Source organism: Ensifer sp. 38_S197, assembly GCF_056924495.1.
Map to the genome: position 1 here is coordinate 3,978,104 of NZ_JBXOVZ010000002.1, position 15,497 is coordinate 3,993,600.

A 15,497-nucleotide genomic window follows, 5' to 3' on the forward strand; every position below is an offset into this window, starting at 1 on the left:
AAGAAAAGAGGGAACAGAAATGAAGAAACTGATCACTGCCACGCTTCTCGCCAGCCTGATGGCCGGAAGCGCACTCGCCGACACCAAGCTGAAGCTCGTCGAGGTCATCACCAGCCCCGAGCGCACCGAGACGCTGAAGTCGATCGTCGCCAAGTTCGAGGCGGCCAATCCCGGCACGACGGTCGAGATCATCTCGCTGCCCTGGGGCGAAGCCTTCCAGAAGTTCGCCACCATGGTCTCGGCCGGCGAACTGCCCGACGTGATGGAAATGCCCGACACCTGGCTGTCGCTCTATGCCAACAATGGCATGCTCGAAAGCCTTGAGCCCTACCTCGCCAAGTGGGAACACACCGGCGGCCTGACCGAACGCGCGCTCGAACTCGGCCGCGACATCAACGACACCGCCTATATGCTGCCCTACGGCTTCTATCTGCGGGCGATGTTCTACAACAAGAAGCTGCTGTCGGAGGCCGGCGTCAGCGAGCCGCCGAAGACCATGGACGATTTCGTCAAGGCATCCGAAGCCGTCTCCAAGCTTCCGGGCAAATCCGGCTACTGCCTGCGCGGCGGTCCGGGTGGCCTCAACGGCTGGGTGATGTTCGGCGCCACCATGGCCGGCAGCAACACCTTCTTCAACGAGGACGGCACCTCGACCATGAACAGCGAAGGCTGGGTCAAGGGCCTGACCTGGGTGGTCGACCTCTACAAGAAGGGGCTGGCACCGAAGGACAGCGTCAACTGGGGCTTCAACGAGATCGTCGCCGGCTTCTACAGCGGCACCTGCGCCTTCCTCGACCAGGATCCGGACGCGCTGATCGCCATTGCCGAGCGCATGAAGTCCGACGACTTCGGCGTCACGACCATGCCGAAGGGCCCGAGCGGCAAGGCCTTCACCACCATCGGCTTCGCCGGCTGGTCGATGCTCTCCGCCAGCCAGAACAAGGACCTTTCCTGGAAGCTGATCGAGACGCTCGAAGGGCCGGAAGGTAACATCGAGTGGAACAAGCGCACCGGCGCGCTGCCGGTGCACAAGTCGGCCGAGAAGGATCCCTTCTATGCAAGCCCGCAGTTCAAGGGCTGGTTCGACGAGCTCGCCGACAAGGACGTCGTGCTGACGGTCATGCCGACCTACCTCGAAGAATTCGCCTTCTTCAAGGATTCGCTCGCCATCAAGACCACCCAGGAAGCCCTGCTCGGTGACATCACGCCGGAGGAACTCGCCAACCAGTGGGCTGACTACCTGACCAAGGCGCAGCAGAAGTTCCTGGCCAGCAAGAAGTAAGCCTTCGGCCGGCGGCGGCTTGCCGCCGCCGGCCCTTCATTCGTGAAAACAGGCACGCCCGAACAACCGGCGGCCGCACAGGGGAAAACTCGATCGATGGACTATGTCGCCCGCCAAAGCGGCCTGCCCAAAAGCAGGACGCCGTTGATGAAGCGCATCGCCGAAGGCGCCGCGCCCTATCTCTATAGCGCGCCGGCGCTGATCCTGATCGTCACGGTCATGCTGGTGCCGCTGGTGCTCGGTGTCTCCTACGCCTTTCGCGACATCCAGCTCCTGAATCCGTTCTCCGGTGCCTATGTCGGCCTCGATCATTTCCGCGCACTCTCCGAGGACCAGGCCTTCTACCGGGCATTACGCAACACGCTCTGGTGGACAGGCGCCTCGGTTCTCCTCCAGTTCGTCTTCGGCCTGATTCTGGCGTTGCTGCTCGATAAGCCCTTCTATGGCCGCGGTCTGGCACAGGCCCTCGTCTTCCTGCCCTGGGCGGTTCCGAGCTTCCTCGCCGGCCTCAACTGGGCCTGGCTGTTCAATCCGGTCGTCGGTCCGCTGCCGCACTGGCTCTTTAGCCTCGGCATCATGAACGAGCCGAGCAACATCCTCTCCGATCCGCAGCTTGCCATGTGGGGCCCGATCGTCGCCAATGTCTGGTGGGGCATTCCCTTCTTCGCGATCACGTTGCTGGCCGCGCTGCAGGCGATCCCGCGCGATCTCTATGAGGCCGCGAGCATCGACGGCGCCGGGCCGGTCCAGCGCTTCATGTCGATCACCCTGCCGTTCCTGGCACCAACGATCGCCATCACCATTTTGCTCCGCACCGTCTGGATCTCGAATTTCGCCGACCTGATCATCGTCATGACCAATGGCGGACCCGCCGACCGCACCCAGATCGTCGCCAGCTATATCTTCACCCAGGCCTTCAAGCGGCTGGATTTCGGTTATGCCTCGGCGATCGCGCTCGTGCTTCTGGCGCTGCTGCTCGGCTATTCGATGCTGATCGTCATCCTGCGGCAATGGCTCTTGAGCAAGGATTGAGACCGATGCGCGCCAAACCTCTGTTCCTCACGATCACGCACCGGCTGGCCATCCTCGCCTATATCGCCTTCGCGCTCTTCCCGCTCTATTGGCTGCTGAAGGTCGCAGTCACCCCGAACGACCTGCTCTATTCCGAAGGCATCAGGCTCTGGCCGTCGCACGCCAGCCTCGAACATTTCGATTTCGTCCTGCGCCATAGCGCCTTTCCGGTGTTTTTCAGGAACAGCCTGATCGTCTCCGGCTCGACGGCCGTCATCGTCACCATCCTCGCCTCGCTCTCCGGCTATGCCCTGTCGCGCTTCAACTTCCGCGGCAAATACTGGCTGGTGGCGCTGATGCTTCTGACGCAGATGTTCCCGCTGGTGATGCTGGTGGCGCCGATCTTCAAGATCCTGTCGCCGCTCGGTTTGACGAACAGCCTGACCGGCCTCGTCATCGTCTACACCGCCTTCAACGTACCCTTCGCCACCTTCCTGATGCAGTCCTTCTTCGACGGCATTCCGAAGGATCTGGAAGAGGCGGCGATGATCGATGGCGCAACGCAGTTCGTCGCCTTCCGCCAGATCATCCTGCCGCTGACGCTGCCCGGCATCGCCGCGACGCTCGGCTTCGTCTTCACCGCCGCCTGGAGCGAGCTCCTGTTCTCGCTGATGCTGATCTCCGGCAACGACCAGGCAACCTTCCCCGTCGGACTACTGTCGTTCGTGTCGAAGTTCTCCGTCGACTTCGGGCAGATGATGGCCGCCGGCGTGCTCGCGCTCATCCCCGCCTGCCTCTTCTTCCTGCTCATTCAACGTTATCTCGTCCAGGGCCTCACGGCCGGCGCGGTCAAAGGCTGAGGATTGTACCAATGGCTTCCATCGATATCGCCAACATCCAGAAATCCTACGGCATCCACCCGGTCTTGCACGATGTCGACCTGAAGATCGGCGACGGCGAATTCGTCGTGCTGGTCGGCCCGTCCGGCTGCGGCAAGTCCACGCTGTTGCGCATGATCGCCGGCCTTGAGAGCGTGACCTCGGGCGAGATCCGCATCGCGGGCAAACGCGTCAACGAGCTGGCGCCGAAAGACCGCGACATCGCCATGGTGTTCCAGTCCTATGCGCTCTATCCGCACATGTCGGTCGCCAAGAACATGAGCTACAGCCTGAGGCTCCGAAAGACCGCCAAGGAGAAGATCGCGAACGTCGTCTCCAGTGCGGCCGCCAAGCTCGGCCTCGATCCGCTGCTCGAACGCCGGCCCCGCGCGCTTTCCGGCGGCCAGCGCCAGCGCGTCGCCATGGGGCGCGCCATCGTGCGCGAGCCGAAGGCGTTCCTGTTCGACGAGCCGCTCTCGAACCTTGATGCCCGCCTGCGCGAGCAGATGCGCGCCGAGATCAAGAAACTGCACAAGGATCTCGGCGCGACCTCGATCTACGTCACCCATGACCAGATCGAGGCGATGACGCTTGCGGACCGGATCGTTGCCATGAACGGCGGCTTCGTGCAGCAGGTCGGCAGCCCGCTCGATCTTTATGACCGGCCGGCCAACCTCTTCGTCGCCGGCTTCATCGGTTCGCCCGGAATGAATTTCTTCGAGGGTACCTACCGCAATGGCTCCGCCCCGCGCTTCGAAACGGAAGGCGGCATTGTCATCCCGGCACAGCCCCATCCCGCCTTGACCGACGGGGCCCAGGCGACCCTCGGCATCCGCCCGGAGCATGTGGAAATCGGCGCTGAAGGACCGGATGCGCTCAAGGCCACCGTCGACCTGGTCGAGCCGACCGGCTTCGGCATCATCCTGCATCTCTCCTTCGGCCGCTCCGGATTCAAGGCGTTCACCAACGACCGCAGGTTCCTGAATGCCTCGGGTTCGCTTCCCGTACGGCTGCCGGTTGAGCGATTGCATTTCTTCAACGCCGCCGGCAATCGCGTCTGATTGCCGGTTCCTCTGGTGAAAATTTAGGCGCAGCCGGCGAACGGTCGGCTGCGGCGGTTGACTTCCACAAAGCGAGGCGTACCGTTTCACTGTCGCAAGTATCAACCGCCCGTGGCGCCAATTGAGAGAAGCAAGCACCGCCAAGACGACGAACTGACGATAGCCTTCCTTGCCTGCGCCCGGCGATTATGAGGAAGTGTCATGCGAAATTTTGTTGTTGCCCTTGCCTTTTCGACAACCATGCTCTGTCCGTTCGCAGCCTTCGCGCAAGAGGGCGATGCCGCCGCCGGCGCCACGGTCTTCAAGAAATGCGCCACTTGTCATATCGCCGAGAGCGATACCAACAAGGTTGGCCCCTCGCTCAACCATGTGTTGGGGCGAACTGCCGGCACCCATCCCAACTTCAGCTACTCCTCGGCAATGGTCGATGCCGGCAAGGGTGGCCTGGTCTGGAACGAGACGACGCTACGCGACTATCTCCACAATCCCAAGGCCAAGGTGAAGGGCACGAAGATGGCCTTTCCCGGCTTGAAAGACGACACGGACATCTCCAACCTCCTCGCCTACCTCAAGCAGTATTCGCAGTAGCCGAGAAAGATTAGAAGCAGGCGCCGTCAGAGACGAGACGGCGAATTGCGACTATTTGACGTTCGTGCAATAATTGCAGTTGGAGCTCTACGGATTGCGTATTCATGCCCACAGCCGCTCGCGGCGAGGAGGGACAAGAAATGGCCGTGGTAGTTATTCTGGTATTGCTGGCTGTCGGATCGGTGTTGTTCCATCTGTTGAGCCCGTGGTGGTGGACGCCGATCGCGTCCAACTGGAATTACATCGACAATACGCTGATCATCACCTTCTGGATCACCGGCGTCGTCTTCGTCGCCGTGGTGCTGTTCATGGCCTATTGCGTTCTCCGTTTTCGCCATCGCCCGGGGAACCGGGCGGCCTATGAACCGGAAAACCGAAGGCTCGAGGGATGGCTCGCCGGCGGCACGACGCTTGGCGTCGCCGCCATGCTGACACCCGGCCTTTTCGTCTGGCATCAGTTCGTCACCGTGCCAAACGGTGCTGCAGAGGTTGAGGTCGTCGGCCAGCAATGGCTTTGGAGCTTCCGCCTGCCCGGCGCCGACGGCAAGCTTGGAACCTCCGAAACGCGCGACGTCACCCCGGAGAATTCGCTCGGCCTCAACCGCAACGATGCCGCAGCCCTTGACGACGTCGTCATCGAAGGCGGCGAGCTGCATCTGGAAGTCGGAAAGCCGGTGAAGATCCTCCTGCGCTCGATCGACGTGCTCCATGATTTCTACGTGCCGGAGTTCCGCGCCAAGATGGACATGGTCCCGGGCATGGTCACCTATTTCTGGCTGACGCCGACACGCACCGGCACTTTCGAGGTTCTCTGCGCCGAGCTCTGCGGCGTCGGACACCCACAGATGCGCGGCACCGTCGTCGTCGATACCGCCGCCGACTACCAGGCGTGGCTTTCGCAGCAACAGACCTTTTCGCAACTGATGGCAGCGGCGGAGCCGAAACAGACGGTACAGGCAGCAAATGCCGCCCCGGCGCAATAGGAGGCGCCCCGGCGGCCAAGCGGGATGAGGAAAAGTAATTGCGGATTTCGACCCCGCATCCCGCTCGTGAGCGAAGGCGATTCCGACGTTCGGCGTTTCGGAATTGCGTAGTTTCAAAGCGTTGGATCATTCACCGAAATGATCCGGTGTCAGGAGGTTCTCGCAGATGGTCGACATCCGGTCAGGTACGGGCGAACCGATAGGCCCAGCGGAAGTGGAGGATGTCGAGCTCTACCATCCCCATAGCTGGTGGACGCGCTATGTCTTCAGCCAGGATGCCAAGATCATCGCCGTGCAATATGCCTCGACCGCGATCGCCATCGGCATGGTCGCGCTGGTCCTGTCGTGGCTGATGCGGCTGCAGCTCGGTTTTCCCGGTGCCTTCGCCTTCATCGACGCGGACCGCTACTATCAGTTCATCACCATGCACGGCATGATCATGGTGATCTACCTTCTGACCGCGCTTTTCCTCGGCGGCTTCGGCAACTACCTGATCCCGCTGATGCTCGGCGCGCGCGACATGGTCTTTCCCTATGCCAACATGCTGAGCTACTGGCTCTATCTGCTCGCCGTGATCGTGCTCGTCACGAGCTTCTTCGCGCCCGGTGGACCGACCGGCGCCGGCTGGACGCTCTATCCACCACAGGCGGTACTTTCGGGCACGCCCGGCGGCAAGGACTGGGGCATCATCCTGATGCTTTCATCCCTCATTCTCTTCATCATCGGCTTCACCATGGGCGGCCTCAACTATGTCGTAACCGTGCTCCAGGGACGCGCGCGCGGCATGACGCTGATGCGCATGCCGCTCACCGTCTGGGGCATCTTCACTGCGACGGTGATGGCCTTGCTTGCCTTTCCCGCCCTCTTCGTCGCCTGCGTCATGATGCTCTTCGACCGCGTGCTCGGCACCAGCTTCTTCATGCCGGCGATCGTCGAGATGGGCGAGCAGTTGCAACACGGCGGCGGCAGCCCGATCCTGTTCCAGCACCTCTTCTGGTTCTTCGGCCATCCGGAGGTCTATATCGTCGCGCTGCCTGCCTTCGGCATCGTCTCCGACCTCATCAGCACCCATGCCCGCAAGAACATCTTCGGCTACCGTATGATGGTCTGGGCGATCGTCATCATCGGCGCGCTCTCCTTCATCGTCTGGGCGCACCACATGTATGTCAGCGGCATGAACCCCTATTTCGGTTTCTTCTTCGCCACGACCACCCTGATCATCGCCGTGCCGACGGCGATCAAGGTCTACAACTGGGTGCTGACGCTTTGGCGCGGTGACATCCACCTGACCCTGCCAATGCTCTTTGCACTCGCCTTCATCGTCACCTTCGTCAATGGCGGGCTGACAGGCCTGTTCCTCGGCAACGTCGTCGTCGACGTGCCGCTCTCCGACACGATGTTCGTCGTCGCCCATTTCCACATGGTCATGGGCGTCGCACCGATCCTCGTCATCTTCGGCGCGATCTATCACTGGTACCCGAAAATCACCGGCCGGATGCTCAACGAAACGCTCGGGCAGATCCATTTCTGGATCACCTTCATCGGCGCCTACCTGATCTTCTTTCCGATGCACTATCTTGGCCTGATCGGTGTGCCTCGTCGCTACTATGAAATGGGCGAGACCGCCTTCGTCCCGGCCTCGGCCCATACGCTCAACGAATTCATCACCATCATGGCGTTGGTTGTCGGGGCCGCGCAGATCGTCTTCCTGTTCAATCTCGTCTGGAGCATCCGCCATGGCCGCGAGGCCGGCGGCAATCCCTGGCGGGCAACGACGCTCGAATGGCAGACGCCGGAAACGCCGCCGCGTCACGGCAACTGGGGCAAGGAACTGCCGGTCGTCTATCGCTGGGCCTATGACTACAGCGTGCCCGGAGCGCCTGAAGACTTCATTCCGCAGAACCAGCCGGGTTCGATCGGCCTTGCGCCGGAGGGGGCCTCATGACCGTCGCCTTCATCTTCCTGGCGGTGATCCTCGCGATCGCCGGCTGGTGGCTCAGCCGACAGCGGCTCTTCTCCAAGCCGTGGCTGGAGGTCGGCCATGCCCACGACCCCCGCCCGCACGATCGGCCTTCGATCCCGCCCGCGAAGATCGGCCTTGGCGTTTTCCTCGCGGTCGTCGCAGCCCTTTTCTCCCTCTTCATGAGCGCCTACTTCATGCGCATGGCGTCCACCGACTGGTGGTCGACGCCGATGCCCCGGATCCTTTGGCTCAACACCGCCATCCTCGGGCTCGGCAGCCTGCTGCTCCACGCGGCGCGGGTGACGGCCGAGCGTCGCCAGGACGACACGAGCCGCACGGCACTGATCGCCGCCCTCGCCGCGGGGCTGGCCTTCCTCGCCGGCCAGGTCTTCGCATGGCGCGAGCTCACCGATGCCGGCTATCTGCTCGCCGACAATCCGGCCAACAGCTTTTTCTACATGATATCTGGCATGCATGGCCTCCATATCCTCGGTGGCCTGTTCGCGCTGACCCGGGTGATCGTTAAGACGCGCACCGGCCCGATGGACGAAAGGGCCGTGCTGTCGATCACGCTTTGCGCCACCTACTGGCATTTCATGCTGGCCGTTTGGCTGGTGCTTTTCGCGTTCTTTTCCGGCTGGGCCAATGATTTCGTCGAGCTCTGCCGGCAACTCGTGACCTGAGGAGCCGTGGCATGTCCGCCGAGACACATTCGCCTGTGAGACAATCGCTCCATCGCCCGACGGGCCTTGCCGGCTTTGCCGCGGACTGGGCCTCCGATCAGCGGGCGTTCAAGAACGTCTCCTGGGGCAAGGCCATGATGTGGATCTTTCTCCTCAGCGACACCTTCATCTTCGGCTGCTTCCTCATCGCTTACATGTCGGCGCGCATGTCGACCGCCGTTCCCTGGCCCAATCCGAGCGAGGTGTTCGCGCTGCACATCGGCGGTACCGACGTGCCGCTGATCCTCATCGCCATCATGACCTTCGTCCTGATCTCCTCCAGCGGAACCATGGCGATGGCCGTCAACTTCGGCTATCGCCGGGACCGCAAGAAGACCGCGCTTCTCATGCTGCTGACCGCCCTCTTCGGCGCCACCTTCGTCGGCATGCAGGCTTTCGAATGGACAAAGCTGATCACCGAGGGTGTGCGGCCCTGGGGCAACCCCTGGGGCGCGGCCCAGTTCGGCTCGACCTTCTTCATGATCACCGGGTTCCACGGCACGCACGTCACGATCGGCGTCATCTTCCTGCTGATCATCGCCCGCAAGGTCTGGCGCGGCGACTTCGACACCGGCAAGCGTGGCTTCTTCACGAGCCGCAAGGGACAATACGAGATCGTCGAGATCACCGGCCTCTACTGGCACTTCGTCGACCTCGTCTGGGTCTTCATCTTCGCGTTCTTCTATCTGTGGTGAGGCATGGCCATGGCAGAGACGACGGCACACACCGGCACGGTACCGCAAGCTCAGACGCAGGTGCAGGCGCCAGCGCATGAACACCAGCAGCACCCGATCGGGCTCTACCTGGTCGTCTGGCTGCTACTCTTCGTGCTCAGCACTTTCTCCTATCTCGTCGACTATCTCGGGCTGCAGGGCTATCTCAGATGGTCTCTGATCCTGATCTTCATGGTGCTGAAGGCCGGGCTCATCGTGGCGATCTTCATGCACATGGCCTGGGAGCGGCTGGCGCTGATCTATGCGATCCTTCTGCCGCCCCTGCTGGTGCTCGTGCTTGTGGCGCTCATGGTTTCGGAATCGCACTATGTGCTGTTCACGCGCCTCGCCTTCTTCGGCGCTGCGCCTTGATTACCGCGCACCTGCTTTCGCGGATCGCCTGGATAGCGAAGCCGTAAAGCCGACATTTCCTGCCCTGAGCAATGACGCATTCGAGTGCGGCCGCTTCTTCCGTATGCTAAGGAAAATCGCTTCGCTACTATCAGGCGCTTTTTCTCACGAAATCAGTGGCATGACCGTCTCAACAGCTCTCGTTTCGCCATCCACAGATTGCCCGGCTCTGGTCGTGCAGTTTGATGATAATGTCGTAGACAGGCTCTAGTCATGGCGGATCAAGCCCTAAAATCCGGCATCCAATCCAACTAGGGTCGCAATCAATGGCAGAGTTTCCGCAAAAGGCGAAGGTCGTAATCATCGGGCTGGGTGGCATCGTGGGTGCCTCGATCGCGCACCACCTGATCGAGCGCGGCTGGGATGATATCGTCGGTATCGACAAATCCGGCGTCCCGACCGATATCGGTTCGACGGCACACGCCTCCGACTTCTGCTACACGACCAGCCACGATTATCTGTCGGTTTGGACGACGCAGTATTCGATCGACTTCTTCGAGAAGATGGGCCATTACGCCCGCATCGGCGGCCTGGAAGTCGTCCGCACCGGCGACGACGTGTGGATGGAAGAGATCAAACGCAAGCTTTCTTCCGCTAAGGCCTTCGGCACCCGCGCACACTATGTCTCGCCGGCCGAGATCAAGAAGATGTTCCCCCTGATCGAGGAAGACCAGGTGATGGGCGGCATGTTCGACCCGGATGCCGGCCTCGTCATCCCGCGCTCGCAGACGGTTGCGGGCAAGCTCGTCGATGCGGCGGAGAAGTCCGGCAAGCTGCAGGTCTTCGGCAATACGCCGGCAAAGTCGCTCATCGTCGAGAACGGCCGCATCAAGGGTGTCGTCACCCATCGCGGCACGATCATGGCCGACCATGTCGTCGTCTGCGCGGGCATCTGGGGCCGGCTCATTGCCGAAATGGTCGGCGAAGACCTTCCGGTCATGCCGGTCGACCATCCGCTCACCTTCTTCGGCCCGTACAACGAATTCGAAGGCACCGGCAAGGAAATCGGCTTCCCGCTGCTGCGCGACCAGGGCAACTCGGCCTATATGCGCGACACCGGCGACCCGAAGACCACCGAAGGCGGCCAGATCGAGTGGGGCTATTACGAGACCACCAATCCCCGCCTCTGCCATCCGCGCGACATCCTCGAAAAGCACGAGGCACGGCTTTCGCCCTCGCAGCGCGACCTCGAGATGGAGCAGATCATCGAGCCGCTCGAGCGCGCCATGGAACTGACGCCGATCCTCGGCGAACTCGGCTATAACGAGAGCCACTCCTTCAACGGCCTCCTGCAGGTGTCGGCCGCCGGCGGCCCTTCCTGCGGCGAAAGCCAGAAGGTGCGCGGCCTCTGGTACTGCGTTGCCATCTGGGTGAAGGACGGCCCCGGCTACGGCAAGCTGATCGCCGACTGGATGACCGACGGCCGCACCGAGATCGACCACGCCTCGATCGACTATTCCCGCTTCTATCCGCACCAGCTCGAGGAGAACTTCATCGAAGGCCGCTGCTTCGAGGCGGCGCAGAAGATCTACTTCCCGGCCGTGCACACGCGCGAGCCCTATGCGACCGGCCGCGACGTCAAGCGCTCGCCCTTCTACGAGCGCGAGAAGGAGCTCGGCGGCTACTTCATGGAGCTCGGCGGCTGGGAGCGCGCCCACGGCTACGCCGCCAACGAGCATCTGCTCGAAAAATACGGTGACCGCGTCCCGGTGCGCGAGAACGAGTGGGACAGCCGCCATTTCTGGCGCGTTTCCAACGCCGAACATCTGGCGATGAGCGAAGATTGCGGCATCGTCAACCTCTCGCATTTCCATATGGTCGATATCGAAGGCCCTGACCATGTCGAGCTGCTCGAATGGCTTTGCGCCGCCAAGATCGGCGGCGACGGCAACATCGGCAAGGGCATCTACACGCACTTCCTCGATGACGAGGGCATGGTGCGGGCTGACTTCACCGTCTTCCGCATGGCCGACCGCTGCCGCCTGGTAAACGGCGCCGATGCCGGGCCGCGCGACTTCCATTACATGCGCCGTGTCGCCGAAGACCGGGGCCTCGACGTCACCATCACGGACGTCTCGGAGAAGTTCATCACCATCGGTATCTGGGGCCCCAACGCCCGCGAAACGCTGAAGAAGGTGGTTGCCGATCCGGCCGGCCTCGATATCGAGAACTTCCCCTTCGCCGCGATCAAGCCGATCGAGATCGCCGGCAAGAAGGTCACGGCCTTCCGCATTTCCTATGTCGGCGAGCAGGGCTGGGAACTGCACATGAAGTACGAGGATGGTCTTGCCGTCTGGGACGCGCTGCGCGCAACCGGCGTCATGGCCTTCGGCGTCGAAACCTATGCGAACTCGCGCCGCATGGAAAAGAGCCTGCGCCTGCAGAACGCCGACCTCCTCACCCAGTACAACCTCATCGAGGCCGACCTTGCCCGTCCGAAGGTCAAGGACGTGGACTTCCGCGGCAAGGCAAAGCATCTGGAGTACAAGGCGCGCGAGCACCAGCCCGCTATGCTCTGCACGCTGGTCATGACGGAGAATACCGACAGGAACGGCGTGAAGCGCTACCCGGTCGGCAACCTGCCGGTGATGGATCCGGAAACCGGCAAGGTTCTGATCGACGAACTCGGCCGCCGCTCCTACACCACCTCCATCGCTTTCGGGCCTACGATCGGCAAGAACATCGCGCTTGCCTACCTGCCCTGGTCCCATTGCCAGGTAGGCCGCAAGCTGAATGTCGAGTATTTCGCCGAGACCTATCCGGTCGAAGTCGTCGGTGTCGGCTACAAGCCGCTCTACGATCCCGAGAACCTGAAGCCGCGCACCTGATCCACCAGCGTACTGCGCCAAAAAGCCAAAGGCCCGCTCACTTCCGAGCGGGCCTTTCGTATGTTCTGCACAGCAAGATGGATGTCAGGGGAGCACGTGGCCCGCGGCGGTGAAAAGGCGATACCAGTCCTCGCGCGACAGGGTGATGTCTGCTCCGGGCGCGATGTCTGCCAGACGCTCAGGGCTCGTCGTTCCCAAGACCACCTGGATGTTGGCGGGATGCCGGGCTATCCAGGCATAGGCGATCGCCGACGGTGACACCGCATATTTCCCGGAGAGTTCGTCCAGCGCACGGTTGAGCTCCGGGTAATTGGTCTCGTCGCCGACGAAGACGCCGCCGAAAAAGCCCTGCTGGAACGGCGACCAGGCCTGCAGCGTCATGCGGTTGATCCGCGAATAGACCACGACCTCGCCGTCGCGATCGATCGACTGCTCCAGGCCCGCCATGTTCGCGGCAATCCCGAAGGCAACAGACGGAGCATGCGCGATGCTGAGCTGGATCTGGTTGGCGACGAGCGGCTGGCGCACGGCCGTCTTCAAAAGATCGATCTGCCGTGGCGTATGGTTGGACACGCCGAAATGCCGGACCTTGCCGGCCGCCTGTAGCTTGTCGAAGGCGTCCGCCACCTCTTCGGGCTCAACCAGCGCATCCGGGCGATGCAGCAGCAGAAGATCGAGATAATCGGTCTTCAGTGCCGTGAGCGACCGGTCGACCGACTGGAGAATATGATCGCGGGAGAAATCGAAGTAACCGCGCCGGATCCCGCATTTGCTCTGGACGACGATCTGTTCGCGCTCGGCCGGCTTTAGTTGGAGCGCGTCGCCGAAGCGACGCTCGCAGGCGTGCAATTCACCGCCGTAGATGTCGGCGTGATCGAAGACGTTGATGCCGACGTCGCGCGCCTTGCCATAGAGCCGGCGAATGGCATCGTCGCTGAGATCGGCGATCCGCATGAGGCCGAGAACGGCGGATGAAACGGAGAGATCGGTTGTTCCCAGGTTGAACTTTTTCATCGGTTTACGCTCGCATCATCATCAACGTCGTTTCGAAAGAGGATTTCCCGCCGGCAGCCACAAGCAGCCTGCAATGGCGATTCTTGCCCCTCAATCTCTACCAGTCCGGGGGCGCTTGGCAAACGCCCGGACATGGTCGACGGTGGTAACGGCGGGTGGCAAGACAAGCCAAGCGCTGGGCCGACCGGCCAGCGCCTTGCTGTCCTATCGTCGTGGGAGCCGACGGGTCGTCGGCTTCCAGTCCGCCATCTGATCACGCAGCAGAGCGATAACGCTGAGCCGGTTCGGACTGTGCGAAATTCGGAAGCATTGCCTGGCGCGCGGCGTCGAACCCGTTCCACTGGCTCGCGTCCGGCAGCGGCGGGATCGTCACCAACTCGCGACGATCAAAGCCGACCAAGGCTGCGTCGACGAGATCACCGACCTCCATCACGCCGGCAAGCGTCTCGACATCGACGCCCGCGTGATCCCAGATTTCGGTGCGCGTCGCAGCCGGCAGTACCGCCTGCACATAGACGCCCTTGGCTGCCAGCTCGACGTTCAACCCCTGGGAAAGAAACAGCACGAAGGCCTTGGTGGCGCCATAGACGGTGGCGCCCATCTCCGGAGCAAGACCAACGACCGAGGCGATGTTGATGATCGCCCCGTCCCCCTTCTCGGCAAAACGAGGTGCTGCAGCATGCGCGAGCCTGGTGACGGCCGTGATGTTGAGCGCGATCAGTTTCGAGATGTCCTCGCTCTTCTGCTGAAGGAAGCCGCGCGGGATCGATGTCCCGGCATTGTTGACCAGAACGCCAATATGCTCGTCTTCTCTCAGGCGCTGCTCGACCTTGGCTAGATCCTGCTCGTCCGTCAGGTCGGCGGGGACGACGTCCACATTGACACCGGTTTCGCTCCGCAAGCGCTCGGCAAGCGCTGCCATGCGCTCCGCATTGCGGGCGACGAGAATGAGATCGTGACCGCGGCGCGCAAATCGCTCCGCATAGACGGCGCCGATACCGGTGGAAGCACCGGTTACGAGGACTGCAGGCTTCTTGCTCATCGGGTGTGCTCCTTTGATTTATACATGATGATCATCATGTATTTGGATATATGATAGACATCATGTATAATGTCAATAGAAATTTGGGAGACGATGATGCGCGTGAGCCGCCAACAGGTTGAAGAGAACAAGCGAACCATCCTGGAGGCCGCCGGCCGGCTATTCCGGGAGCGTGGTTTCGAGTCCGTCACGGTGACGGATGTGATGAAATCGGCCGGCCTTACGCATGGCGGTTTCTACGGCTATTTCAAATCCAAGGACGATCTGATTGCCCAGACGCTTGCCGAACTGCAGGGGGGAAGCGAACCTCTGTCCGTGGACCTGGCGACTGTGGCGAGCCGTTATCTTTCGCCGGAACATCGAGACGATTTCGGCCATGGCTGTCCGGTTGCCGCTCTGGCATCGGAAGTCATCCGTCAACCAGCGGAAGCGCGCGCCGAAATGACAGCGGGTCTCAGGCGGCAATTCGAGCGCCTCAGCAAAGTAGCGCCCGGCCCAGACGAAGCGCATCGGCGCCGCGCCGCGATCGGAACGTGGTCGACCATGGTCGGCGCCCTGATCCTGGCACGAATGACCGACGATCCGGATCTGTCGAACGAAATCCTCAAGGAGACCAGCACCTGGCTTTCGCCCCAGGATCACCGAGCAACTGAGGCGGCCGAGATCGCCTGATACTCGGTGTTCTCCCCTCTCCCGTTCTGCCCCTTAGAACGCCTAAAGCCCGGTGCATTACGTAAGGGGCTTTTGTACTGGATGGTAGCTTTGGTTAGCGTGGCGCGCTGTTTACCTAAGGCCGCGCAAAGATTGCGGCCGCGGCCAGGCAAGATCGGTCGACGGGGCCCGAGCTGAGCCTCGGAGAATTTCGCGTGGATGATATCCGCTGGCGTTTGATCCCTAAAACGCGGAAAAGCCCGCAGGTTTTCACCTTGCGGGCTTTGTTTCTGTTTTGCTTTGTTGGCAACAAAAAACCCGCCATGACGGCGGGTGTTTTTAGAAGATTT

At 61.8% G+C, this 15,497-nt stretch carries 14 protein-coding genes; 12 read left to right on the top strand and 2 right to left on the bottom strand.

Features of this window, described 5'->3' with window-relative positions; all coding sequences use genetic code 11:
• Window positions 1–19: 19 nt before the first annotated feature.
• The 11 genes from AC1Z3V_RS32340 to AC1Z3V_RS32390 all read left to right on the top strand — a co-directional run bounded on the left by AC1Z3V_RS32340 (window position 20) and on the right by AC1Z3V_RS32390 (window position 12,440).
• Window positions 20–1,282, top strand: coding sequence for an ABC transporter substrate-binding protein (locus AC1Z3V_RS32340; protein WP_483504069.1), 1,263 nt, complete (start codon window positions 20–22; stop codon window positions 1,280–1,282).
• A 96-nt stretch (window positions 1,283–1,378) separates the two neighbouring features.
• Window positions 1,379–2,314, top strand: a complete 936-nt coding sequence (locus AC1Z3V_RS32345) for a carbohydrate ABC transporter permease (protein ID WP_483504070.1) — start codon at window positions 1,379–1,381, stop codon at window positions 2,312–2,314.
• A 5-nt stretch (window positions 2,315–2,319) separates the two neighbouring features.
• Window positions 2,320–3,153 (top strand): carbohydrate ABC transporter permease, encoded by an 834-nt coding sequence (locus AC1Z3V_RS32350; protein WP_483504071.1) that lies wholly within the window; start codon window positions 2,320–2,322, stop codon window positions 3,151–3,153.
• Window positions 3,154–3,164: 11 nt separating this feature from the next.
• A complete protein-coding gene (locus AC1Z3V_RS32355) occupies window positions 3,165–4,232 on the top strand; it encodes an ABC transporter ATP-binding protein (RefSeq protein ID WP_483504072.1) in 1,068 nt (355 codons plus the stop codon).
• 201 nt (window positions 4,233–4,433) lie between these two features.
• A complete protein-coding gene (locus AC1Z3V_RS32360) occupies window positions 4,434–4,820 on the top strand; it encodes a c-type cytochrome (RefSeq protein WP_483504073.1) in 387 nt (128 codons plus the stop codon).
• A 140-nt stretch (window positions 4,821–4,960) separates the two neighbouring features.
• Window positions 4,961–5,803 (top strand): cytochrome c oxidase subunit II, encoded by an 843-nt coding sequence (locus AC1Z3V_RS32365; protein ID WP_483504074.1) that lies wholly within the window; start codon window positions 4,961–4,963, stop codon window positions 5,801–5,803.
• A gap of 166 nt (window positions 5,804–5,969) precedes the next feature.
• Window positions 5,970–7,748, top strand: coding sequence for a cytochrome c oxidase subunit I (gene ctaD / locus AC1Z3V_RS32370; RefSeq protein WP_483504075.1), 1,779 nt, complete (start codon window positions 5,970–5,972; stop codon window positions 7,746–7,748).
• Window positions 7,745–8,449 carry a cytochrome c oxidase subunit 3 gene (locus tag AC1Z3V_RS32375; protein WP_483504076.1) on the top strand — a complete coding sequence of 235 codons (705 nt, stop codon included), beginning with the start codon at window positions 7,745–7,747 and terminating at the stop codon, window positions 8,447–8,449. The genes ctaD and AC1Z3V_RS32375 overlap by 4 nt, the downstream gene beginning before the upstream one ends.
• Window positions 8,450–8,460: 11 nt before the next feature.
• Entirely contained in the window at window positions 8,461–9,183 is a 723-nt protein-coding gene (locus AC1Z3V_RS32380) for a heme-copper oxidase subunit III family protein (protein ID WP_483504077.1), read from the top strand.
• A gap of 9 nt (window positions 9,184–9,192) precedes the next feature.
• Window positions 9,193–9,573 (top strand): cytochrome C oxidase subunit IV family protein, encoded by a 381-nt coding sequence (locus tag AC1Z3V_RS32385; RefSeq protein WP_429820435.1) that lies wholly within the window; start codon window positions 9,193–9,195, stop codon window positions 9,571–9,573.
• 305 nt (window positions 9,574–9,878) lie between these two features.
• Window positions 9,879–12,440 carry a GcvT family protein gene (locus tag AC1Z3V_RS32390; protein WP_483504078.1) on the top strand — a complete coding sequence of 854 codons (2,562 nt, stop codon included), beginning with the start codon at window positions 9,879–9,881 and terminating at the stop codon, window positions 12,438–12,440.
• An 84-nt stretch (window positions 12,441–12,524) separates the two neighbouring features.
• Here the strand turns inward: AC1Z3V_RS32390 and AC1Z3V_RS32395 are convergent, their stop codons facing one another.
• The gene (locus AC1Z3V_RS32395; RefSeq protein WP_483504079.1) at window positions 12,525–13,454 is read right to left on the bottom strand and encodes an aldo/keto reductase; all 930 of its coding nucleotides are present in this window, start codon (window positions 13,452–13,454) and stop codon (window positions 12,525–12,527) included.
• Window positions 13,455–13,707: 253 nt separating this feature from the next.
• A complete protein-coding gene (locus tag AC1Z3V_RS32400) occupies window positions 13,708–14,496 on the bottom strand; it encodes an SDR family NAD(P)-dependent oxidoreductase (protein WP_483504080.1) in 789 nt (262 codons plus the stop codon).
• Window positions 14,497–14,592: 96 nt separating this feature from the next.
• Here AC1Z3V_RS32400 and AC1Z3V_RS32405 point away from each other — a divergent pair, with 96 nt between their 5' ends.
• Window positions 14,593–15,168 (top strand): TetR/AcrR family transcriptional regulator, encoded by a 576-nt coding sequence (locus AC1Z3V_RS32405; RefSeq protein ID WP_483504081.1) that lies wholly within the window; start codon window positions 14,593–14,595, stop codon window positions 15,166–15,168.
• Window positions 15,169–15,497 lie beyond the last annotated feature (329 nt).